Raw genomic sequence first — 20,487 nt, forward strand, 5'->3', positions numbered from 1 at the left:
GAGAAAGATGTAACGATTACCGGCTACTGGTATACGCCCGCATCCAGTGGTGGAGGGGTAATGATAACGGTAAGGTGGCATATTCCGCTATTCTCATCCCCGACAGTGCCGCAACAGACATTGTTCTCCGAGGCGATTCAAGTAACCGCGTAACGTTCCTAGAACCGCCCAATAAGGATAGCTGCACCTTTGCAGGCTGGGCCACCGAACCGGGTGGTGATGCCACCTACCACGCCGAAGACACAATCACGCTGACGCGCAATTGTGTCTTTTATGCGGTTTATTACTGGCAGGTTGCGCCATACATTATCGGATTTACGGATGATGCTTTCCGTCCTTGATTCAATTTAACTTTGAAATAGGGGACTTTAATGCTGAATCGTCTGGGGGTATCCACGCAGATCACCAGTCCGAACCTCTATTTCACGCGGCGTGTTTTTCTCTCTCTGATCTGTACGGTCACCGGCGCTTTTTGGCTCGCCTCTCTCCCAGCCCCATGTGATTTTCTTGGGGGAATAGTGTGCCCTATGAGACAAAACGAATCGCTACATCGAAATATGTGCAGAGCCTTTTTGACAGATTCCATTACAGAAGAATCAAATCCTTCAGCAGATACAGCACCGTGCCCACCACGCCGCTGCCGAGGATGATGGTGATGGCACTCATTTTATACTTGCGCAGTAGGAACAGGCACACGCCAAAGAGAACAAACTCGATGCCCCGAAAATTGGACAACTGGATACCCGCAAGATCGCTTTGGAACAGGGCCAGCACCAGGATGGAAACGCCGGCAGAGCCGATTAGCGCTACAGTGGCGGGGCGGAGTGCGCCCAGTACATTCTGCACGCCGCTAAAATTGCGGTATTTATAGTAGAAATGCGCCATGGTCAGGCAAATGATGAAGGGGGCGAGGATGCAGCCCAGTGTGCAGATTACCGCGCCGAGCACACCGCACAGCCGGGTGCCCACAAAGGTAGCGGAGTTGATGGAAATGGGGCCAGGCGTCATTTCCGCAATGGTGATGAGGTCGGTAAACTCCTCCAGCGTCATTAGGCCGGTGACGTTGACGATCTGATCCTGAATCAGCGGAATGGCCGCATAGCCACCGCCCACGCTGAACAATCCCACCTGAAAAAAGCTGAAAAACAGCTGCAATAATAATTTCATCAGTTAGGCTCCCTTTCTCTTTTTCACCAGATTGACACTGAGATCCGCAAAGCCGATGGCAAGGCAGGTTAGAATGATCACCATGGCGGACACATCCAGGAGATAGGCGCAGATAAAGGCAGCGCACATCATCAGGATATACAGTATCCGTCGGGTTTTCAGCACATTTTTCGCAAGATTGATCACCACGTCGATAATGACGGCGGCCACGCCTGCGCGCATTACCTGCAGCGCAATGGCGATGTAGCGGTTGGAGCGGAACTGGGTGTAAAACACCGAGATGATCGAAATGATGATCATGGGTGGCAGAATGGAGCCAAGCACCGCCACAAACGAGCCGAGAATCCCGCACATGCGATAGCCGATGATCACCGAGGCGTTGACCGGCAGGGGACCGGGGCAGGACTGAGTGATGGCTGTGACGTCCAGCATTTCGTCTTCGTCCAGCCATTGCAGCTGATCCACATATTTCTTTTTCATCAGCGACACGATCACAAAACCGCCGCCGAAGGTGCAGGCACTCAGCACGAACATGGACTTGAACAGTGTCCATAAAATCTCTCTGCGGCTTTTTGCTGCCCGGGTACCCGCTTCAGCGGTAACCGCTGCGCTCTGTTCCTCTTTCATTCCAATCTCTCCTACGCAATTCTTTTTGTTAATCTGATCATAGCATCGGGCGATTGATATGTAAAAGACGCAGTTTTTATTTAATTGATAGGCATTTGGTTATCAATTTTTCTTGCGTCCGGAAAAATTCGTGATATGATGAAAGAAAAACACGGACGGGTTTCGCCGCTGGGCAGGAGGCATATAATGACCACATTCCGCCATTTGAAAATTTTTATCACCGTTGCCGAGTGCGGCACCATGCGCAAGGCAGCCGAGGTGCTGTATATTTCCCAGCCTTCCGTCAGCCAGGCCATTTCCGAGCTGGAGGAGCTGTATCAAGTGCGGCTGTTCGACCGGCTGTCCCGCCGCATTTACATCACCGAGGCGGGACGGCTGCTGCTGTCCTATGCACGGCAGGTGATCAAAACCACAGAGAGCATGGAGGAATCTATGCAGCGGGCGGGCACCATGCCCATTGTACGTATCGGGGGCAGCGTGACCGTGGGAACGGTGTATCTGGGCGGTCTAACCAAGCGTCTGGAGGAGGCCGTCCCCGGCATTGACATCCGCATTACGGTGGACAACACCGCCAGCGTCGAGCGGCAGGTGCTGACCAGCGAGTTGGATCTGGCGGTGGTGGAGGGTATGCTGTCCAGCGAGGATCTGATCCGGCGCACCGTCTGCGAGGATGAGCTGGTGATGGTGGCGGGGCGCGATCACCCGTTGTCTGCCGCCCGATCACTGACGCTGGAGGACTTGCAGGGGCAAGCCCTGATTTCCCGGGAGGCTGGAAGCTCCGAACGTAATCAGTTTGAACAGCTGATGGCGGATCGCAACATTCGCATGACGAAAAAGTGGCACTGCACCAACACGGAAGCCATTAAAACCGCCGTGATCGAGGGCATGGGCATCGCCATTCTCTCCCGCCGGCTCATCACAAGGGAGGAGGCGGCAGACCTGCTGCGGGTACTGCCGCTGGACCCCGTCAGCGTGCGGCGGTGCTTTAAATTAATTGTCCACAAGGACAAGGTGCTGCCGCAGGCGGTGCGGGCGTTTCTGGAATCCGAGGTTCTTCCGGAGGAGCCACCTGCAACATAGGGCAATAAAAGGTGAATTTTTGGTAAAATATTCTGAATTTATCGGAGCCCTATTGCGGAAGGCATATAATATGGGCTATATGCGGCGCAGCCGCAACTCTGTAATAGATCGGTTCAAGAGCTATGCCAGAACCATGGATATGACCAAGGAAAACTTCAAGAAGCTTTTACAGTCCGTGTCTATCTATCCCGGTAAACGCATGGATATCAAGAGGAATCTAGGAGATGAAATTCAAACCCTGATGGATACCCTGCGCCAAGAAACTTATACGGCATGAATTTTACGCATTATTGTGTCCTCCGTATCAAAAGTGATGATATAAAACAGAAGCCCGCCTGACTCCTGTTAGGAATCAGACGGGCTTCTATATGTACCTGATGCACCTGAAATCCGTCAGCTAGCAGTTGATAAGTAAGTTAGCTCCGTATCACTGTTAAACCAATGTGACTTGCCCCTAAAGCATATTGCATAAACTCTATAAGCCATACAACAATGGTTTTGGAAGCAGGGGTGGTATACTACACGTCTCCTCAAAGTTCTTTTATAACGACTGTCACGCCTCGCTTTAATGCATAATTCGTTTGCGATAAATTATAGAAAGCGGTTTTGACAAGGAAAATATAATACTCCATGCATAAGAAAATGCAAGAAATGACAAAATCCCATTCAAAACGTGTAAAAATTATGCAGATGGTGACGAAAAAAACATCGTAATTTTATGAATTATGCCAATGAAATTTACATAAAGCAAAAGGCGGAAAGACGCTATTTTTTTCCGTTTTTCTTAGCGTACCATATGGTTTGACACCTTTCCAGAACTCAATATTAAAAGTCAAAACTTGTGTATCTTCTGTATTTTCTTGTTTTACCTTGTTTTCTTGCGATGCTATATTGAAAACATAGAGAAGCACAAGGATCGATCCCCTGTTGCTCTTACACTCTACGCATAATGGTAAATTTGAGTTTGTGATGGGGGAAATGTCAATTTAATATGGAAGACAGAATCAAAGAACTGACAGATGAGCTGCTAATCGGAGCCTATGATCTGCATGTCCACACGTCTCCCTCAGTCTTTCCACGGGAGCAGGATGGCTTCCAGTTGATTCGCGAGGCAGATGCCGCTGGTATGGCGGGTGTGATGCTGAAGAGCCACTACGAATCTACTGCGCTTCGAGCCAGCCTTATCAATCAGTACAGCGGATGCAAGGCCAAAGCCTACGGTGGACTAGCCCTAAACTGGCCCGTAGGCGGGCTAAATATTTATGCAGTCAGCAATGCATTGCGGGCAGGCGCCAAAATCATTTGGATGCCAACGCGAGACTCAGCCAACAGTTTGTGCTACGGAGACATGGAGGGCGATTTTTTTTCTCGTAAGGGCATTACGCTTCAAAAAGAGGACGGCAGCCTGAAGGATGAGGTATATGAGATCATGGATGCCGTGAAACACTCTGGGGCGGCACTCGCTACTGGGCATCTAAGCCCGAAGGAATCTGTCCTGTTATGTCGAGTGGGGCGGAGTCGGGGGACCCGGATGATCCTGACGCACCCGGAATTTCCGCGGACATATCTGGAGCCCGCAGTCCAGTTGGAGTTGGCCAAGCTTGGCGTCCTCGTAGAGAAAAACTGGTTGAATATTATGCAAGGCCGCGTTACAGCGGCTCAGATGGCCGCAACCATACGTCTGCTGGGTCCTGGTCAGGTATATATAGCTACGGATCGCGGGCAAAAGGGCCACCCCACTCCGGTTTCAGAGTACCGCCGGTTTGTCTGTGCACTTTTGCAGGAGGGACTGACAAAAGACGAATTGATGAATGCCACCCACGATGTGCCGCGAGCCATTGTGGACGGAGGATAACAGTCAACGAGAGAAATAGAAAAAAAGTGTGTTGAAAATTGAAGGAGGAAATTTGGGATGGAATTTAAGAAGGTATTTGCAGGGGTTCTCGCCGGAGGTATGGTTTTCAGTCTGGCTGCCTGCGGCAGCAACGGAGGCGTAGCCTCCGGTTCCAGCAGCGCAGAGGGGAAGTCCCTCACGCTGAGTATCGGCTATACCACTGCAGCCAACGAAGACGATCCGTATCACCTGTCTGCCCTACGGTTCAAAGAGGTGGTCGAAGAAAAGACTGGCGGACGTATCAACGTCAACGAATATCCCAGCAGCCAGCTCGGTTCCGAGCCTGAGATGTGGGAAGGGATGCAGACAGGTACCTGCGACATGGCCGTGATGACCAATGCGTATGTGTCCTCTTATGTCCCCGCCAACGGCGCACTGGATTTGCCATTTATCTTCTCCGATCTGGAACAGGCTCGTTCCGTTGTGGACGGCGAATTCGGTCAGGCTCTGATTGATAATCTGGAAGGCACAGGCGTAACTTGCCTCGCTTTCTCTGAGGGCGGCTTCCGCCAGCTGTGTACCCGCAACGCGGCGATTAAGACCCCCAACGATTTGGCTGGTTTGAAGATTCGCTGCATGGAGACAAAAACCTACCTTTCCGCATACGGTGCGCTGGGCGTCAACGCCACACCTATGGCATGGGGTGAGTTGTTGACGGCGTTGCAGCAGGGAACAGTGGACGGCTGCGACGCACCTTTGAGTGTGCTCTACACTAACGGCTTCCCTGACATCTGCAAATATATCGACAATGTGAATCTATTCTATTCCCCGCTGCCCATCTGCATCTCATCCAATGTGTTTTCCTCTCTGTCCGCAGACGATCAGCAGATTCTGCGCGATGCTGCGGCAGAGGCCGTGACTGCCGTCCGGGACAATAACGACGCAAAGGCGGATTCCATGGAGAACGATCTGGCGGCGCAGGGCATGACCATCATTCCCGCAGAGGAGGTGGACGCAGAGGCGTTCCGCGCGGCAGTTCAGCCCTGCTATGAGGAAATGGAGTCCTATATCGGCAGCGATTGGATTCAGCAGGTCAAAGAGTTGGTCGGTATGAACAACTAAGCAGTAAAAGCTAGCGCCGCCACGGGGAAACGCCAAAGTGTTTCCCCGCAAGGCGGCGCCTTTTTAAGGGAAAGAAAGGTACGTACATGAAAAAACTACATCGTGTATCGGATATCACGAATCAAATTGTTAGCTATCTCGGAATTACCATCTTCGTCGTGCTGATCCTTGCCTGTGTCACGCAGGTGTTCTGCCGGTTCGTTCTGAACAATTCCCTCTCTTGGACGGAGGAGCTGGCGCGGTACTGCTTCATTTGGATGCATATGCTGGGCGCGTCTTTGCTGATTGAGTCTAGCTCCCATGCCACCGTAACGGCGGTACTGGATCTGCTTCACGGTGCAGTGCGCAAGCTTGTAGACGTTGTAGTTGAGCTGATTATCTTTTTCAACGGAACCGTTATGCTCTACGCAGGCGCGCAGCTGGCATATAGCTCCCGTGCGAACCTCAGCACTGCCATGTCCCTGCCCATGTGGTGCATCAATTCATCTGTGGCGGTGGGTGGCCTGCTGCTAATGTTTCAGGCATTTGTTCAGATTGCCGTTATTTTGCTAGAAAGAAAGTCCGGGGAGGAAGAAGTCGTATGACGCTGGTTTTTGTGATTTTATTTGGGCTAATGCTGCTAGGCGTTCCAGTGGCATTTGCCATTCTCTCCTCTGGTATGGCCTATCTGGCTACCACTGGAACCAGTATTTTGGTGGTGGCTCAGCGGCTGATCTACGGGTTGAACTCCTTCACGTTGCTGGCTGTGCCGCTATTCATTCTGGTGGGCAATCTGATGGATTTTGGCGGCATCTCCAAGCGGCTGACAGACTGGGCCAAAAGCCTTCTGGGCTGGCTTCCCGGCGGACTGGGCATCGTCACTGTATTCTCCTGTGCCATCTTCGCAGCGTTGACTGGCTCTGGCCCCGCCACCGTAGCGGCCATCGGTTCGATCATGCTGCCTTCTATGATGAAGGCGGGCTATTCCAAGGAAACCAGCGCAGGTCTGGTAGCCGCTGCCGGAGCGCTGGGACCCATCATTCCGCCCAGCATTCCCATGATTATTTACGGCGTGACAATGAACCTGTCCATTCCCGCCATGTTTGTAGCCGGTGTAGTTCCCGGACTGGTCATAGCCCTGGTGCTGTCCATTGTCAACATCTTCTTCGCTTATAAAAATCCGCAGGTCATTCAATATGCTAAAACCATGAAGTTTGATTTCAAGCTCTCTTTGAAGCTGTTCTGGAAAGCGCTGGGTGCACTGGGCCTGCCTGTACTAATTTTGGGAGGCATTTATGGCGGTATTTTCACTCCCACGGAATCTGCGGCGGTTGGCATTGTATACGCGCTGGTGGTGGGCTTTGCATTAAAAGAACTGAAGCTCAAAGACTTGCCCAGAATCCTCATCTCATCTTTGAAAACCTCCACCATGGTGAACTTTATCATCGCGGCAGCCTCTCTGTTCTCTTGGGTCGTGTCGAAATCTCAGATTGGAACCGTCATTTCAGATGCCTTTGTCAATTTGGTGGGCGGCAGTCAGGCCATGTATCTGGCGGTTCTGGTGGTCATTCTGCTGGTGGTAGGCTGTCTGATGGACAACGTAGCGGCAACGCTGATTTTAGCCCCCATCCTGATTCCTGTTGGAATCTCTCTGGGCTGCAACCAGCTTCACATCGGTATGCTGTTTTGCATCTGCCTTGTGGTTGGCTTCGTCACACCGCCCTTCGGGTATAACCTGTTCACGGCGGTATCTATTTCCGGGTTGAATTTCAAGCAGATCGTTAAGGGTACGCTACCCTTCCTGCTGGCAGAAATCCTGCTGCTGTTTGTGTTTGCTTTTGTCCCTGGTATCATCACATGGCTCCCCAGCTTGATGGGATATACTTTTTGAGGTATACTACTAATACGGAGAACGGCGATCCATTCTATCCGGAATGAATCGCCGTTTCCCTTGTTTCCACATTCCGAAAGCGGCAGGAAGGAGCGTGCTATGAGAATCGGATTTGAGGTCTTTTTGACCGTGGCGAAAGAACTGAGCGTTTCCAAGGCGGCAGCTCAGCTCCACATCACCCAGCAGTGCGCCAGCGACCACATCCGGCGGCTGGAAAAAGAGTATCAGGTTTTGCTGTTCGAGCGCAAGCCCCGCTTCCGGCTGACGCAGGCGGGAGAAATTATGCTGCACAGCCTGCAAAACATTCAAATTGTGGAGTGCAGTATGGAGAAGAATTTGGGCAGCATCGCACAGGGAACCAAGGGCATGTTCTCCCTAGGAATAAGCACTTCCCGCGCACCCATTATCCTCCCACGGGTTCTGCCACACTATTATCACGACTTTCCCAACGTGAACATCTCTTTCAGTGAAGAGGATACTCAGGTACTGGAGGAACGGCTTCTCTCCGGCCAAATTGACCTGTTCATCGGGGTCAACACAACGCCTTTTCCAGAGTTCCAAATTTCTACACTCAGCACGGACGAGCTGATGCTGGTTATCGCCTCGGACTTGCTACACCGGAACTTCAGCCCTAGAGAGATTGAGTGCATGCGTGGCGGAATCGACCTGAATCAGTTCTCTCATGTTCCTTTTACCCTGAGCTTTAAGACAGGGAAGGTGAATCATGCCATTCAGGAATATTTGGACTATCACAATGTGCAGCTGAACGTCACGTACAATATCAGCGACAGCGAAACGCAGATTATGCTTTGCACCTCTGGAATCTGCGCCTCACTCTGTCCCAAAATGCTACTAGCTACGGCATACCGCCACAATCTCTCCTGCGGCAAGGGCAGCTTCTTGCATATGTTTCCGGTAAAGAATCTAGGGCGGCAACTGCGGGTTGATCTGGTCAGTCACAAAGATGCAGTTCAACCACTGTTCATCCGTAGCTTTATGGAGATTATTCAAGAGGAGGTTTGCAAGCTTGGACAGTTTGACCCTACCGGCCTTGGTGGCCAATATGTCACGGTGGGCGGATAGCTGGACTTTATTTCTGCCTTGGAGTTATGTAACAACACGAGGGCAGCTAGACAATTTAGTTGTTTTTCCCACACGTTTTCCGTTATAAAAACCTACGCAGAATGAATAAAGGTAAATGTTAAAAGTTTAAGCGGTGCATAAAACGGCAAAGGCGGAGCTAACGCTTCACCTTTGCCGTTTTATGCACGAAGGGTTTTCTAGTAGATCACTAGAAATGCGGTCACTTGTACAGTATTCACTTTAAGCCTTTTCTTCCACAAACCATCGTCCCTTCTCAAACCAGAGATACGACTCCTGCCCCTGAATCCGGCAGGTATAGCGATCTCCAACACCACCAACACTCTCACAGGCTGCCCGCCGAACATCCAGAACACGATCCACGGGGTACTTGTGATTACCATCAAACTCGATCATCAGGGGACGCAGCTTCCCTTCCGCCTCAAACCGGACAATCACCGGTACATACTTTTTCTTTCGTTCCATCCCACATTATCTCCCAAAATAGCCCACCGGATGTACCGTATGGTCATCCTTTGGATTAATGCTGCCAAGAATCGGATCTGTTTTCAAAATAGCTCGCTGGATACTAAGATAACCATATCGCTGCCGGAGTGCATCGACTGATCGGTCAATGCGCTCCCACTTGTCCCGACGCTGATCGTCTTGATACAGTGACATCTGTGCGTACTCGTACGCCTCCACCAGACCGCTACCACGAATGCCGATGCTGCGAATCGGTTTATTCCATTGGTAGTTGGTACGGAACAAAGCGTAGGCCACGTCCGCCAGTTCTGCGCTGGAGCAGCTGGGCGACGGCAGCTTCCGCTGGCGAGTAAAAGATTGCAGTGTCGTATTGCGGACGTACACTTCTACCACTGTACAGCGGGAGGCCAGCTCACGCATTCGGCAACATACGCTCTCCGCCAGCAGAATCAGCATCAAGCGAACATCTTCATTGCAGATAAGATCCTTTGGCGTGGTGGCACTGTTTCCCACGGACTTCACGGCGGGGATATGCTCCGTGGTCTGCACCGGAGTAATATCCCGGCCATTGGCAAAGGTGTGCAGGATGACGCCCATCTTTCCCAGCCTGCGGTGGAGAAACTCCACCGGCGCGTCTGCCAGCGCTCCAATTGTACGAATACCAACGCGGTTGAGCTTTTCCCGCGTGGCAGGCCCCACATACAGCAGGTCTTCCACCGGAAGCGGATAGACAATATCGCAATAATTATCCTGCTCTATCCGCGTGACGGCGTCTGGCTTTTTGTAGTCGCTTCCCAGCTTGGCAGTGATCTTGTTGTCAGCCACTCCAATGCTGGCGGTAATGCCCAGCTCAAACTTAATGCGGCGGCTGATCTGCTCCGCAATTTTGACCGCGCTGCCAAAAAGAGCGGTGCTTCCGGTGACATCCAGCCACGCTTCATCTAAGCCAAAGGGTTCAATCTGGTTGGTGTAGTCGGCGTAAATCTCTCTTGCCATTTTGCTGAAGCGTATATACTCCGGCATATCAGGCGGCAACGTCACCAGATCCGGGCAGCACTGCTTTGCCTGCCAGATAGCCATCCCGGTTTTCACGCCGCGAGGTTTTGCCAGATAGTTCGCCGTTAGCACAATTCCATGGCGATCCTCCTGACTGCCGCAGACCGCAAGGGGTCTGTTCCGCAGCTCCGGATGCCGCTGCATCTCCACAGATGCGTAAAAACAATTCTGATCTACATGAAGAATTTTACGTGTCATATTGAACCTTCTCATTTTTGCATTCCTTCGGACTGCGCTCCCTTCGTGCCTTACCATAGTAGTACATATGTTCTAAGACTTCAAGAGGTACTTTTTGCTATTTTTGCTTGCTGCAATAGATGTCTGCCAAATGTGCTATACTATATCCGGTATAAAAATTATGTAAGCACCGGCAAGGAGGGAAGAAGGATGTGTGGAAGGTATCAGTTCACGGCGGAGCAGTGCGAAGAAATTCAGAAAATTGTTCAAGAGGTGGAACAACGCTGTGGAAGGAATGCGTGGAAACCAGATGAGATATGCCCATCAGTGCAAGCGCCCGTTTTGGTGGAACGGCAGGGCAAAACAACAGCGGATCTTATGCGGTGGGGATTCCATACCCAGAAGTCACTAGTCATCAACGCCCGCGCAGAAAGCGTAGAGGAAAAGCCTCTGTTTCGGAACAGCGTACTCACGCAACGCTGCATTATCCCCGCCACTGGATTCTTTGAATGGAATACGGACAAGCGAAAGCATCTCTTCCATCTACCCGATGCTGAGCCAATTTATATGGCCGGTATCTATGACCAACGACAGGGTGAAGATTGCTATTGCATTCTGACCACGGAGGCAAACGAATCGGTACGTGGTATCCACCCACGGATGCCGTTGGTACTGGAAAAAGATGAAATAAACAGTTGGATGATAGATCCGGCTGCCTATCAAATGTTACTCAAAAAAACACCGCCGCAGTTTCTAGCCACGGCGGTTGACAATCAAACATCGCTTTGGTAATTGTGCGCCCTTGGGACTAAAACTGTCCAAGGGCGCTTTTCTTGTTGATATTGGCGTTATTTTGGTGTATCCTAATTTTGGTAATTCAAACATACCGTTGTAGTCCCATTATAGCAATTATGAGAAGTTGATTTCCTATGAGTAGGGAGATTTCCATGTTAAAAGGTACATTTAAAAATAGATGGGTGGGACGGTATGTTTGACTTATCCAATCTGAATGATTACGAATTTGAGATACTATGCAAGGATATAATGCAGGAGTTGCTTGCTGAGGAGTTATTTACCTTTTCGCGTGGGATCGATGCAGGTGTTGACATTTGTGATAAGGCGAACCCCCCCACAATAATAATTCAAGCCAAACACTATGCGGGAAGTACATACTCTCAACTTAAATCTTCGCTTAAAAAAGAAGTCACAAAAATTCAACGACATCATCCAAAGAAATACTTCGTTTGTACAAGTCAAAGTCTAACCAGAAAAGATAAGCAGGAAATCATCGAGATGTTTGATGAGTTTATGCCTGATATTTCTCACGTGATAGATAAAAGTGATATCAACAGTTTCCTTGAAGATGAGCAAAACAAGGACATAATTGTAAAAAATTATAAACTTTGGTTATGTGCATCAAATGTCATATCACTTGTCAACAACCAAAATGTTTTTATTGATTGCTCCGAACTCATGCTTGATATCAAAGAGCAAATAAAGTTGTTCGTCGAGACGCAGTCATACCACGATGCAATAAAAAGGCTTCGTCAAGATAATATCATCATTATCATTGGCGCACCTGGCGTTGGTAAGAGCACCGTATCAAAAATGCTGCTCTTGTACTATGCCGATAAAGATTATAAAGTTCGATATGTAACCAACAACAATATTTCAGAAGTAAAGCGGTCACTTAGTCTAGCTCCAAATAAAAAAGAAATTGTTCTTTTAGATGATTTCCTTGGACAGCATTATCTTAACTTAAAAGATTCGCAGCCCAATGAATTGAAAACACTCATATCATTTGTTACCAGAAGCAAAAGTAAAAAACTGATACTTAATAGTCGAGTTACTATTTTGAATGAAGCGGCGCAAGCCTACCTGACTTTCAGGGAAATAATGGTCAGGTATGAGCAGAATAAGTATCTGCTTGATTTAGACAAGATGTCATCTTTGGAGAAAGCAAAAATTCTATACAACCATCTTTACTTCAATGGGTTGCCACAGGAATACTTGTCCCAAGTGAAGCGAAACAAGGGATACCTAAGGATAGTTAATCATGTAAATTACAACCCTCGAGTTATTGAATATGTCACACAAAAGCATAACTATGGGACTGTTCCTAGTGGGGATTATCTTCAATATATTATTAGGAAACTTGACAATCCAGAAGATGTCTGGAAGGATGAGTTCCGAAATAGATTGGATATGAGCGATCGGGTTCTCATGAATACACTATATTCACTCTCTGATACGACAGTTGATAACACCGTATTGGAACGTGCTTTCAATGAGCGAATTATCCGAGAGGCGAAGTGCGATACATCGGTTAATCAATACAAGGAATCTGTAATTCGCTTAACAGATTCCCTAATCAAAAATGTTGATGATGGAGGAGCAGTTAAGATCGCAGCAATAAATCCATCAGTCAATGATTACCTTTATTCGGAAATAGCATCAAATCCAAACGAGCAGATGGCGATAATAGACAATGCTGTGTTTTATGAGCAGATTTTCAGAGCACTAAAATCTGATACAGCAAAGTTGCATTACAGGAAAAAACTATATTCCTATAATTTCCTGGAAATGGATACATTGAAAAGCAACGCATTTTTCTACTTTTTGAAGAGCATTGTCGAGTTGCATATTCTGGATAGTTCATTAGAACGCAAAGCTAAAATTTCATTGGAACGCGCATATGGAAGCTTGAGCTATCAGGACAGAGATGAATATGGCCGAATATTGCAAAAGCTTTACTCTGGTGAATACTGTGAATTTTATAAACTTCACAATACATTTCTGTCATCAGAAAAAATGTTTTATATCCTTAAGCCGCTTACACTAGATGATGCAATCGAGTTAATAAGCGCAATCATGGATGACTACAACGTTTCTGATGATGAAAAACTAACAGAAGTATTTAAAAATCAACTCATTGACAAAATTTCAGATCATGTTCGAGATGAGTTGTCAGACGAACTCGCAGATGTGGTTTCTCTTGTGATTGATAAAGCCGAAAGAGAAGATATTGAAGGATTTATGAATGAAACTACCACATTTTTGGAAGATGCTGTATGGTCAGAGTTAGAAGATTTAGCTTACCAAAAAATCAAAGATCATATCACCAATATTAACGGGGCGATTGATATTGGTGATAAGGATTTTGATGTGTCTGATATGTGCTATTATCTTGATATTTCAGATAGCATAACATCTGCTTTAAAAGCAGATTATGACGAAGACGATGATAGAAGGTATAGCCATTCTGAATCCGATACCTCGCTTATTGTAGCAATGTTTGAAAGGTGATTCTTTTGACTGGTCAAAACGAACAGTAATAAATAAACTAAGATTCCCATTATGTTTATTGGACAGGCTTGTTGTAGCAATTAGACACAGTTCATCAAATGGTAGATAAGTTTCATCATACGCAGTTCAATAGTTAATAATTATAGACTAAAATGGAGGTATATATGAAGAAAATATCTGACTTGGATTTTGGTTATGGTGATGCATCCAATTATCGCAACAGTCAAAAATATCGTGACTTTTTCTCGACTGTATTTGTAAAGGACGAAAAACTTGAACGTTTAATGCGTGAGGACACTTATTTCTTGATTGGTGACAAGGGAACGGGGAAAACTGCATATGCCGTTTTTCTTGAAAATTATGATTATAGCAATACGCAATCTAAAGTCGTTAATTTGGAATCCACCGATTATAAAATTTTTATGAAATTGCGAAACTTGGGATTTTTGCAGTTGTCAGATTACTCTCGTGTCTGGAAGATTATTTTGCTTATGATTATGTCCAAGCTAATTAGCAAGCAGGATATAGCAGAATTCGGTCCCAAAAGGTCTGCACAATTTGAATCTTTGAGGGATAGCATTGACAGCTACTATGATAATGCATTTATACCCGAAATTGCTACCACTTTTAAATACATTTTTGATAATGCTTGTTCTGGTGAGGCTGGCATGAAATTTGCGGCGTTGGGCCTTCTGGGAGAGCTGAAAGCTTCTGCTAGCCAACGAATCAGCGACGAGAAAACTCTTCAAAAATTTCAGAACAATCTTTTAGATATGGAAAGAGAGTTTAGAGAGGCGTTTTCCAGACTCAAAATTAAAAAAATAAATTTCTATTTATAGACAGTATTGATATAAAAGTCGATGATTTTTCGGATAATGAGTATAAAGCCTGCATCCAAGGATTGGCAACTGCAATCTGGGAAGTAAATACATCCGTGTTCCGATCAATGCCGGAATCTGACGGCTTTTTAAAAGTTATACTATCAATTAGAACAGATATGTTCCCACAGCTTGCCCTCCACAATCAGGCAAATAAAGTTCGAGATAATGGTGTTCTTTTGGATTGGCGTACAACATATGAAAATTATAGAGATTCAGCGCTATTTAATCTGTGTAATAATTTGCTTTCTTATCAAAACGAAGGATTGTCCGCGAATGAGTATTGGGATTATTATTTCCCTTGGTTTACCGATAGCACAAATTATCAAAAAAGAGTTCATGATGACTCTTTTATTAACTGTCTCAGACTCTCGCTCTCCAGGCCAAGAGATTTTATTTCTATCATGAAAGCTATTCAAGCCAGATGTGAAAAAACAACTCAGCAATCTGACTTGGACCAATTTAATAATAATGATACCCAAAACGAAATTTCTAATTATTATATTGATGAAGCTCGCGATTGGTGCCTCCATAAATTTTCTCCAGAAGGGTTTAGTACCGTACTATTTTTCTTTCAATTTCTCAATGGAAAGTCTAAGTTTACGTACACAGAATATATGAATTCTTACACAGATTACACGCAACAGGTTTCAGAAAGAAATATGGAACTTATTGATGCAATCTTGTCTCCTGATGACTTTTTACAATTACTTTATGACCTGAATATGATTTGCTATTATGATAGAACTCACGATGGAAAAGAGTTTTTTAGATTCTGCTATCGCGAGAGAGAGATTTATCATCTGGAGCCAAAAGTGAAACTGAAATCTGTTTATGGTGTGCATTACGCTCTACTCAAAGCGCTGAATCTTGGACGAAATAGTACACCTATTTTGGATGATTGAAAGGAGTTACTGTAAAGAACCCCTGAATCGAATTCATTGTTTTGAAATAATATAAAAAGTTGCCCACTATACGCGGAATAATGGGCAGCCCAGAGCATTCTCCAGACTTCGCTTAATGTTTATGATGGATATATAGAAAATGCACTTAAGTTGATGAGGCGATAAACCGGAATTTGATTGTTTACTGAAAGGGAAAATCTATATGAAAATACGAATCAACACTTTATGGAGAGTGCCAGTTTTCTGCCTTGCCTCCAGTTGGATTAGCTTTTATCTCAGCGTTTATTTAGGAAGGTTTTTCTTTATAGTAAAAACCGTAGGCGTTGATGGGGTGATTGAAGTTTCTGCCGATCCTCTCCGCTCTGCAATTTTTAACGGAGGACTGTTTTTGATAGTACTGTTATTGGGAGGCTTATGGGCTTTTCGCACTATGACAAGAGCGGAGATTACCGTTTCTGCAACCATTATCTCTGCTGTTTATTTATCCCTAACCCTAATGCAACTATATCTACCAAACTTTCCAGTATCCATCAGCGTTGAATTGGCGACCTTCCAGAACTGGATTAGCATTTTGAGTTCCGGTTTATTGAAGATACTAGATCGTTTTAACCTTTCTGTACTGTCAGCAAACCTTGCACCATTTCTTTTTGTACCATTTGGAAGAAAAGTGATTCAGTCAAGCAACCAAATATAACCTCGGATTTGTCAAGTATAATCTAAGTGTTTTGAGCTTCGCAGTATGTTTAAGATGAGCTACCAAGCATACAGATAATAAGAAATATAATCATGGTAAAATTTTTGAATTGCATATATGTTAAGAAAACGGGCGGAAATGGTAAGTATGGTTGGTGGAGTATGTCCTTATCAAAATGTATAATAATACTATAGAAACTGATAAGGAGGGAAAATTGTGAATTTAGGAAACAGTTTATTTCAAGCAAGAAAGAAAATCGGGCTTTCTTAAGAAGATATAGCCGAAAAGTTGGGTGTAAGCAGGCAGACAATTTCGAAATGGGAGACAGATGAAACAATACCTGATATTTACCAATCTAAAAAAATGGCGATGTTATATAAGGTGTCATTAGATGAGCTTATTAACTTTAACATTGAGATAAAGGAAATACAGGAAATTATAAAAAAATCCGACGAAAAAGCAGAAGCAAAAATAGATTGGACAAAAGCGTGGGCTCAAAAGTATCAAATTCTGGTTCAATACCAAGATACGGTAAATATTTCTAATTTTGCTTCACGGTTAAATGCGATGCTGGATAAATTAAGGGAATCATATAATTTCAGTGAACAAGATGCGGTTTTAGTTTTAAAAGACATTTTATATATCGTTTGGAAAAATGGAAAGAGCTATTCAAGAAAATAAATTCCAGCTTATCTATGAATATTACGTGCATAACCTGTAGAACTATGAGTTTCCCATTATATTTAACGGAGGCATATTAAAGCTTATTTATATTTAGCGTGGAACGACAAATTGGAGTTTATGGAATGGAGGTGTAGCTTTGGAGAGGGTCAAACGCTTGGATCGCTACCAAAAGGGAGTCCTGCTTCTTATGATCGCCGTGGTTCTTGCGTTTACAGTGATCTATCCCATGACTATCGCCCGAGAGGGCTTTGCATATGAGAATACCATCCTTATCCCAGCTCAGGAAAATGGCAATACTGTATATTCCGGCAAGATCCAGGGAAAGCAGACTAGCTTTACAGTGTATGCAGATAAAACGGTGGAGTTCCAATACGGCGATAAAATCTACGGTCCCTATACCGCCAAGGAGGACCCGACCGCCATCCCGAAAGATAGTGAGATGGGAGAGTATATGACTGGCGTAGAGCTTCGTCAGGGAGAAAAAATTCTATTTCGTGGAGGCATCTTGGATCAGGGAGAATACCGATGGCTATACAACGAGGATGGGAGTATTGAAAACATAGCTTTTTCGGTGACGACAGGCAATGGAATTGCAATGGACGAAAACGGGAATATAATTGACCCAATGGAGCCGTCCGCTTCTGCCATACTTGGTTTGTTGAATAGCCCTGAGCTGACGCATAAAGGTGAATGGCTTGCATGGTTCGGAGGTGTATTTGTCTGCATTGTCACAGCGATTTCTATTTTGTTTGCAGATGAGCTGTTCCGTTGGAATTTAGCCTTCCAAATTCGCAATGTAGACCGGGCGGAACCATCTGACTGGGAAATTGCAGGTAGGTATATCACATGGACTGTGCTACCAATTGTGGCAATGATACTCTTTGTCATGGGCCTTCAATAACTCAATTTCAGTTTGTCGTGAAGATTATGAGCACAAGATAAGGGGGTGCGGACGAAAGTTGGACTGTTCATGGCCATAGCAGGAGGCAGGTATGTCGTGGTTTAATTAATTGGTGATTTGTATGACCACCATATTTCGCAAAAGGCGGCTACTGCGAAGCAGGAAGCAGTCAGATAAATCGAACTTTAGACGTTTTTTGGAAGTGATGTAATGGAAAAATATAAGTCATGGAGTGGACTTAGCAAACAGCTTACCGACAGCTTGTGTGATGCCTTAAAAAGTAGAATTACTTTTTTCCTGACAAGATATCATTCCGTTCATGATTCTTATGGCCGTGCAGCGATTCGGCTGGACGGAAAGGAACTTGTGGTTTTTTCTTGGGTCGAGATGTATCATCAGGAAGCTGATACATCAGAACTTTGGAAAGTAGATAGGCAAAGGCCTTATGATGAGATGGTGGAAGAATTAAAGCCTAAATGGGATGCGGATTGTACGTACAGTGAAATGGATTTTTTAGACGCAGCTCTCACATTTCGCAATATGTCGATTAAAGACGCCTTGGACTCGGAGAATTACATCATAAAAATTCTTGTCATTCTGGACAAGCGCATTGGAAAGAGAACTTTGGATCAAATAAAAACGGCAAATGAATACTTACAATATCCCCCTTGGGTTCAACAGTTTTATCATCTGAGATTGTCATAATGATAAATTTCCGTTTGTCCGGCTGATTTGCTTCGCAATGTTGCGCTAAGATGAACTTGTGGTATTTTGGCTTGCTAGCTGCACAGTTTGTTTATACAGGATAATCTCAACAGGTAAGGAGTACTAAAATGAAAAAGGTAGTGGCTGGAATTCTTTGTATTCTATTGTGTATCTCTCTTGTTTCTGAGGTTCTCGCCGTGGATATTGGAGACACGGATTCCAGCAAATCTCTTAATTGGGATTGGGAATCAAGGGACAGCAGCTTTGAAAACGATATTGCCCTCAAGATGGAGCAGATTCGGCTGATCCAAGGCGTTGGAAAACGCGAGGATGGAACCACTGACTTTGGATTGGATCGGCAGGTGACTCGAATGCAAGCCGTGCTTATAGTGATCCGGTTGCTTGGTAAAGGAGCGGAAGCCGCAGCATATCCTAAAACGCACCCGTTTACAGATGTTCCAAATTGGGCAGACAGCTATGTTTCCTATGCCTATGACAAGGGAATCACCAAGGGCGTATCGGGAACCCGCTTTGGCACAGCAGACAAGATGGGCGCTGCCGGTTATCTAACGTTCATGCTGCGCATATTGGGCTATAAGGACAGCTCGGACTTTTCCTGCAAATTACCGTGGGCTTTGGCTTCCTATTGCGGCATATTGCCGACGCAGATTGACAAGGCGGACTTCCTTCGATCCGACCTGATTGATGTTACCTGTGCCACGCTTTACGCACACATGAAGGACAGTTCTTTGCAGCTTAAAGATAAACTGATAAATGAAGGCGTCTTTACAAAGGCTCAGTTTGATGCCGCGTTTCCTCAAGATCCCTTTGCGTATTACCGTAAGATTGACAAGCAAATCGCTGCTGCCATTGCAGAAAAAGAGGTGCAGGGGCAGTTGGCATTCGACAAGTATTCTACCGAATGTCACTTAATTATTGAAATGTATCAAGAGAATGGTGTCACAACGATTAAGCCCATGGTCTACAATTATGAAACGGATTTTCAGGAAGACAACACCTTAGGAACAAACGGTGGCGGTACAGGACCTTGGGTGATAAAATTGGATGCGAATACACTTAAATGTCTGGAATGCTATTCTTGCAATGAACTTGCCAATCAGGGGCTAAGTTGGGAAGATATTTTACCCGGTAAGTCAAAGCATGCCAGTTATTTGAGTCAGGGCATGGATCGAGTCTGCCGTATGGAGACTCAATTGCTGCTTAAAAAAGGGGTAATCGGTTACAGGCAACCCACCTATAATGAAGCACTGGCAAGGATAAACACTTATTTGGAGATAACCCAGACGATTGAAACCACTCCTTGCACGATACTGATCGGCGAGACCAATACGTCACACGGCGGCTACGCGGATATAAATCTTATTTACAAATCGGGCTCCGCGGTAGGAGAGGGAAAAACCTTGTCACTGCCAATGCCGTCTGAAAGCTGTTGGAATAGGACTTCGCAGCCGGATAAGCTGTGGCTCAGCGATGACGCTCTGACTTTGTACTATTCGTATCATTATGACGAACCGCTGGTAAGTGATGAAGGCACTCCGATGGAACACATTGAACACCAGGCCGGAACATATTGCTACACCTCGGACCTGAAGACTGGAAAAACGTCTTTAAACATCCTTGTAAATAAACAATAAAGCAGGCCTTTTTTACCGATGTGAGCTTCGCCTAATGTTTAAATGGACAAGCTAATTGTAGCAATACTGAGCAGTTTGCCAAGTTGTTGATTATGTTTATTTGCAGTTGTTTTTTGCCGATAAAAGGAAATATTCAAATAGGGCTCAAAAAAATTTAATAGCAAATTTCCCTAGCAAAGGTATGGAAAAAGCAGTCCCCTCTCGGAGACTGCTCAATAGATTATGCTTTACTTACATCCGTCTTTGACCTGCCCCCCCAA

At 45.7% G+C, this 20,487-nt stretch carries 21 protein-coding genes; 17 read left to right on the plus strand and 4 right to left on the minus strand.

Going from position 1 to position 20,487, the window contains the following annotated elements:
• Positions 1-74: 74 nt before the first annotated feature.
• Complete coding sequence (locus tag ON16_RS16320) at positions 75-341, plus strand: InlB B-repeat-containing protein (RefSeq protein ID WP_158441598.1); 267 nt, start codon at positions 75-77, stop codon at positions 339-341.
• Between the two features lie 244 nt (positions 342-585).
• Here ON16_RS16320 and ON16_RS02210 read toward each other — a convergent pair whose 3' ends face one another.
• The gene (locus tag ON16_RS02210) at positions 586-1,167 is read right to left on the minus strand and encodes a chromate transporter (RefSeq protein WP_040659025.1); all 582 of its coding nucleotides are present in this window, start codon (positions 1,165-1,167) and stop codon (positions 586-588) included.
• Between the two features lie 3 nt (positions 1,168-1,170).
• Complete coding sequence (locus ON16_RS02215; RefSeq protein WP_081579569.1) at positions 1,171-1,794, minus strand: chromate transporter; 624 nt, start codon at positions 1,792-1,794, stop codon at positions 1,171-1,173.
• A gap of 186 nt (positions 1,795-1,980) precedes the next feature.
• On the opposite strand from ON16_RS02215, the gene ON16_RS02220 reads away from it, so the two are divergent.
• The 7 genes from ON16_RS02220 to ON16_RS02250 all read left to right on the plus strand — a co-directional run bounded on the left by ON16_RS02220 (position 1,981) and on the right by ON16_RS02250 (position 8,783).
• Positions 1,981-2,874, plus strand: a complete 894-nt coding sequence (locus tag ON16_RS02220; protein WP_040659027.1) for a LysR family transcriptional regulator — start codon at positions 1,981-1,983, stop codon at positions 2,872-2,874.
• A gap of 70 nt (positions 2,875-2,944) precedes the next feature.
• Positions 2,945-3,151, plus strand: coding sequence for a hypothetical protein (locus tag ON16_RS02225; protein WP_040659029.1), 207 nt, complete (start codon positions 2,945-2,947; stop codon positions 3,149-3,151).
• 714 nt (positions 3,152-3,865) lie between these two features.
• Positions 3,866-4,729 carry a DUF6282 family protein gene (locus tag ON16_RS02230; protein ID WP_040659031.1) on the plus strand — a complete coding sequence of 288 codons (864 nt, stop codon included), beginning with the start codon at positions 3,866-3,868 and terminating at the stop codon, positions 4,727-4,729.
• A 57-nt stretch (positions 4,730-4,786) separates the two neighbouring features.
• A complete protein-coding gene (locus ON16_RS02235; protein ID WP_051131474.1) occupies positions 4,787-5,830 on the plus strand; it encodes a TRAP transporter substrate-binding protein in 1,044 nt (347 codons plus the stop codon).
• An 86-nt stretch (positions 5,831-5,916) separates the two neighbouring features.
• Positions 5,917-6,414: a TRAP transporter small permease gene (locus ON16_RS02240; protein WP_040659033.1), complete on the plus strand. Its 498-nt coding sequence runs from the start codon at positions 5,917-5,919 to the stop codon at positions 6,412-6,414.
• Positions 6,411-7,700: a TRAP transporter large permease gene (locus ON16_RS02245; RefSeq protein WP_040659035.1), complete on the plus strand. Its 1,290-nt coding sequence runs from the start codon at positions 6,411-6,413 to the stop codon at positions 7,698-7,700. The genes ON16_RS02240 and ON16_RS02245 overlap by 4 nt, the downstream gene beginning before the upstream one ends.
• A gap of 99 nt (positions 7,701-7,799) precedes the next feature.
• The gene (locus tag ON16_RS02250; RefSeq protein ID WP_051131475.1) at positions 7,800-8,783 is read left to right on the plus strand and encodes a LysR family transcriptional regulator; all 984 of its coding nucleotides are present in this window, start codon (positions 7,800-7,802) and stop codon (positions 8,781-8,783) included.
• Between the two features lie 240 nt (positions 8,784-9,023).
• Here the strand turns inward: ON16_RS02250 and ON16_RS02255 are convergent, their stop codons facing one another.
• Both ON16_RS02255 and dinB read right to left on the minus strand, forming a co-directional pair.
• Positions 9,024-9,266 carry a hypothetical protein gene (locus tag ON16_RS02255; RefSeq protein WP_040659037.1) on the minus strand — a complete coding sequence of 81 codons (243 nt, stop codon included), beginning with the start codon at positions 9,264-9,266 and terminating at the stop codon, positions 9,024-9,026.
• Positions 9,267-9,272: 6 nt separating this feature from the next.
• Positions 9,273-10,520 (minus strand): DNA polymerase IV, encoded by a 1,248-nt coding sequence (dinB, locus tag ON16_RS02260; protein ID WP_040659039.1) that lies wholly within the window; start codon positions 10,518-10,520, stop codon positions 9,273-9,275.
• A 189-nt stretch (positions 10,521-10,709) separates the two neighbouring features.
• Here dinB and ON16_RS02265 point away from each other — a divergent pair, with 189 nt between their 5' ends.
• The 9 genes from ON16_RS02265 to ON16_RS02305 all read left to right on the plus strand — a co-directional run bounded on the left by ON16_RS02265 (position 10,710) and on the right by ON16_RS02305 (position 20,227).
• Positions 10,710-11,291 (plus strand): SOS response-associated peptidase, encoded by a 582-nt coding sequence (locus tag ON16_RS02265; RefSeq protein WP_040659041.1) that lies wholly within the window; start codon positions 10,710-10,712, stop codon positions 11,289-11,291.
• A 195-nt stretch (positions 11,292-11,486) separates the two neighbouring features.
• The gene (locus ON16_RS02270; protein ID WP_051131476.1) at positions 11,487-13,805 is read left to right on the plus strand and encodes an nSTAND3 domain-containing NTPase; all 2,319 of its coding nucleotides are present in this window, start codon (positions 11,487-11,489) and stop codon (positions 13,803-13,805) included.
• A gap of 164 nt (positions 13,806-13,969) precedes the next feature.
• Positions 13,970-14,644: a hypothetical protein gene (locus tag ON16_RS15975; protein WP_193372934.1), complete on the plus strand. Its 675-nt coding sequence runs from the start codon at positions 13,970-13,972 to the stop codon at positions 14,642-14,644.
• 11 nt (positions 14,645-14,655) lie between these two features.
• The gene (locus tag ON16_RS15510; RefSeq protein ID WP_439645729.1) at positions 14,656-15,588 is read left to right on the plus strand and encodes a P-loop ATPase, Sll1717 family; all 933 of its coding nucleotides are present in this window, start codon (positions 14,656-14,658) and stop codon (positions 15,586-15,588) included.
• Positions 15,589-15,790: 202 nt separating this feature from the next.
• Entirely contained in the window at positions 15,791-16,282 is a 492-nt protein-coding gene (locus tag ON16_RS02285) for a hypothetical protein (protein ID WP_040659045.1), read from the plus strand.
• A gap of 276 nt (positions 16,283-16,558) precedes the next feature.
• Positions 16,559-16,963, plus strand: coding sequence for a helix-turn-helix transcriptional regulator (locus ON16_RS02290; RefSeq protein ID WP_243441765.1), 405 nt, complete (start codon positions 16,559-16,561; stop codon positions 16,961-16,963).
• A gap of 157 nt (positions 16,964-17,120) precedes the next feature.
• Entirely contained in the window at positions 17,121-17,867 is a 747-nt protein-coding gene (locus ON16_RS02295; RefSeq protein ID WP_158441599.1) for a hypothetical protein, read from the plus strand.
• A gap of 210 nt (positions 17,868-18,077) precedes the next feature.
• Positions 18,078-18,572: an SF0329 family protein gene (locus tag ON16_RS02300; RefSeq protein ID WP_040659048.1), complete on the plus strand. Its 495-nt coding sequence runs from the start codon at positions 18,078-18,080 to the stop codon at positions 18,570-18,572.
• Between the two features lie 128 nt (positions 18,573-18,700).
• Positions 18,701-20,227, plus strand: a complete 1,527-nt coding sequence (locus tag ON16_RS02305; RefSeq protein ID WP_040659050.1) for an S-layer homology domain-containing protein — start codon at positions 18,701-18,703, stop codon at positions 20,225-20,227.
• Positions 20,228-20,487: the final 260 nt, after the last annotated feature.

This window comes from Oscillibacter ruminantium GH1 (assembly GCF_000307265.1).
Taxonomy (GTDB): Bacteria; Bacillota; Clostridia; order Oscillospirales; family Oscillospiraceae; genus Oscillibacter; species Oscillibacter ruminantium.

What these genes read in the sequence shown, in the direction of transcription:
- ON16_RS02210 (WP_040659025.1), bottom strand. Translation starts at nt 1,167, where the DNA reads ATGAAATTATTATTGCAGCTGTTTTTCAGCTTTTTTCAGGTGGGATTG.
- ON16_RS02215 (WP_081579569.1), bottom strand. Translation starts at nt 1,794, where the DNA reads ATGAAAGAGGAACAGAGCGCAGCGGTTACCGCTGAAGCGGGTACCCGG.
- ON16_RS02220 (WP_040659027.1), top strand. Translation starts at nt 1,981, where the DNA reads ATGACCACATTCCGCCATTTGAAAATTTTTATCACCGTTGCCGAGTGC.
- ON16_RS02225 (WP_040659029.1), top strand. Translation starts at nt 2,945, where the DNA reads ATGGGCTATATGCGGCGCAGCCGCAACTCTGTAATAGATCGGTTCAAG.
- ON16_RS02230 (WP_040659031.1), top strand. Translation starts at nt 3,866, where the DNA reads ATGGAAGACAGAATCAAAGAACTGACAGATGAGCTGCTAATCGGAGCC.
- ON16_RS02235 (WP_051131474.1), top strand. Translation starts at nt 4,787, where the DNA reads ATGGAATTTAAGAAGGTATTTGCAGGGGTTCTCGCCGGAGGTATGGTT.
- ON16_RS02240 (WP_040659033.1), top strand. Translation starts at nt 5,917, where the DNA reads ATGAAAAAACTACATCGTGTATCGGATATCACGAATCAAATTGTTAGC.
- ON16_RS02245 (WP_040659035.1), top strand. Translation starts at nt 6,411, where the DNA reads ATGACGCTGGTTTTTGTGATTTTATTTGGGCTAATGCTGCTAGGCGTT.
- ON16_RS02250 (WP_051131475.1), top strand. Translation starts at nt 7,800, where the DNA reads ATGAGAATCGGATTTGAGGTCTTTTTGACCGTGGCGAAAGAACTGAGC.
- ON16_RS02255 (WP_040659037.1), bottom strand. Translation starts at nt 9,266, where the DNA reads ATGGAACGAAAGAAAAAGTATGTACCGGTGATTGTCCGGTTTGAGGCG.
- dinB (WP_040659039.1), bottom strand. Translation starts at nt 10,520, where the DNA reads ATGACACGTAAAATTCTTCATGTAGATCAGAATTGTTTTTACGCATCT.
- ON16_RS02265 (WP_040659041.1), top strand. Translation starts at nt 10,710, where the DNA reads ATGTGTGGAAGGTATCAGTTCACGGCGGAGCAGTGCGAAGAAATTCAG.
- ON16_RS02270 (WP_051131476.1), top strand. Translation starts at nt 11,487, where the DNA reads ATGTTTGACTTATCCAATCTGAATGATTACGAATTTGAGATACTATGC.
- ON16_RS15975 (WP_193372934.1), top strand. Translation starts at nt 13,970, where the DNA reads ATGAAGAAAATATCTGACTTGGATTTTGGTTATGGTGATGCATCCAAT.
- ON16_RS02285 (WP_040659045.1), top strand. Translation starts at nt 15,791, where the DNA reads ATGAAAATACGAATCAACACTTTATGGAGAGTGCCAGTTTTCTGCCTT.
- ON16_RS02300 (WP_040659048.1), top strand. Translation starts at nt 18,078, where the DNA reads ATGGAAAAATATAAGTCATGGAGTGGACTTAGCAAACAGCTTACCGAC.
- ON16_RS02305 (WP_040659050.1), top strand. Translation starts at nt 18,701, where the DNA reads ATGAAAAAGGTAGTGGCTGGAATTCTTTGTATTCTATTGTGTATCTCT.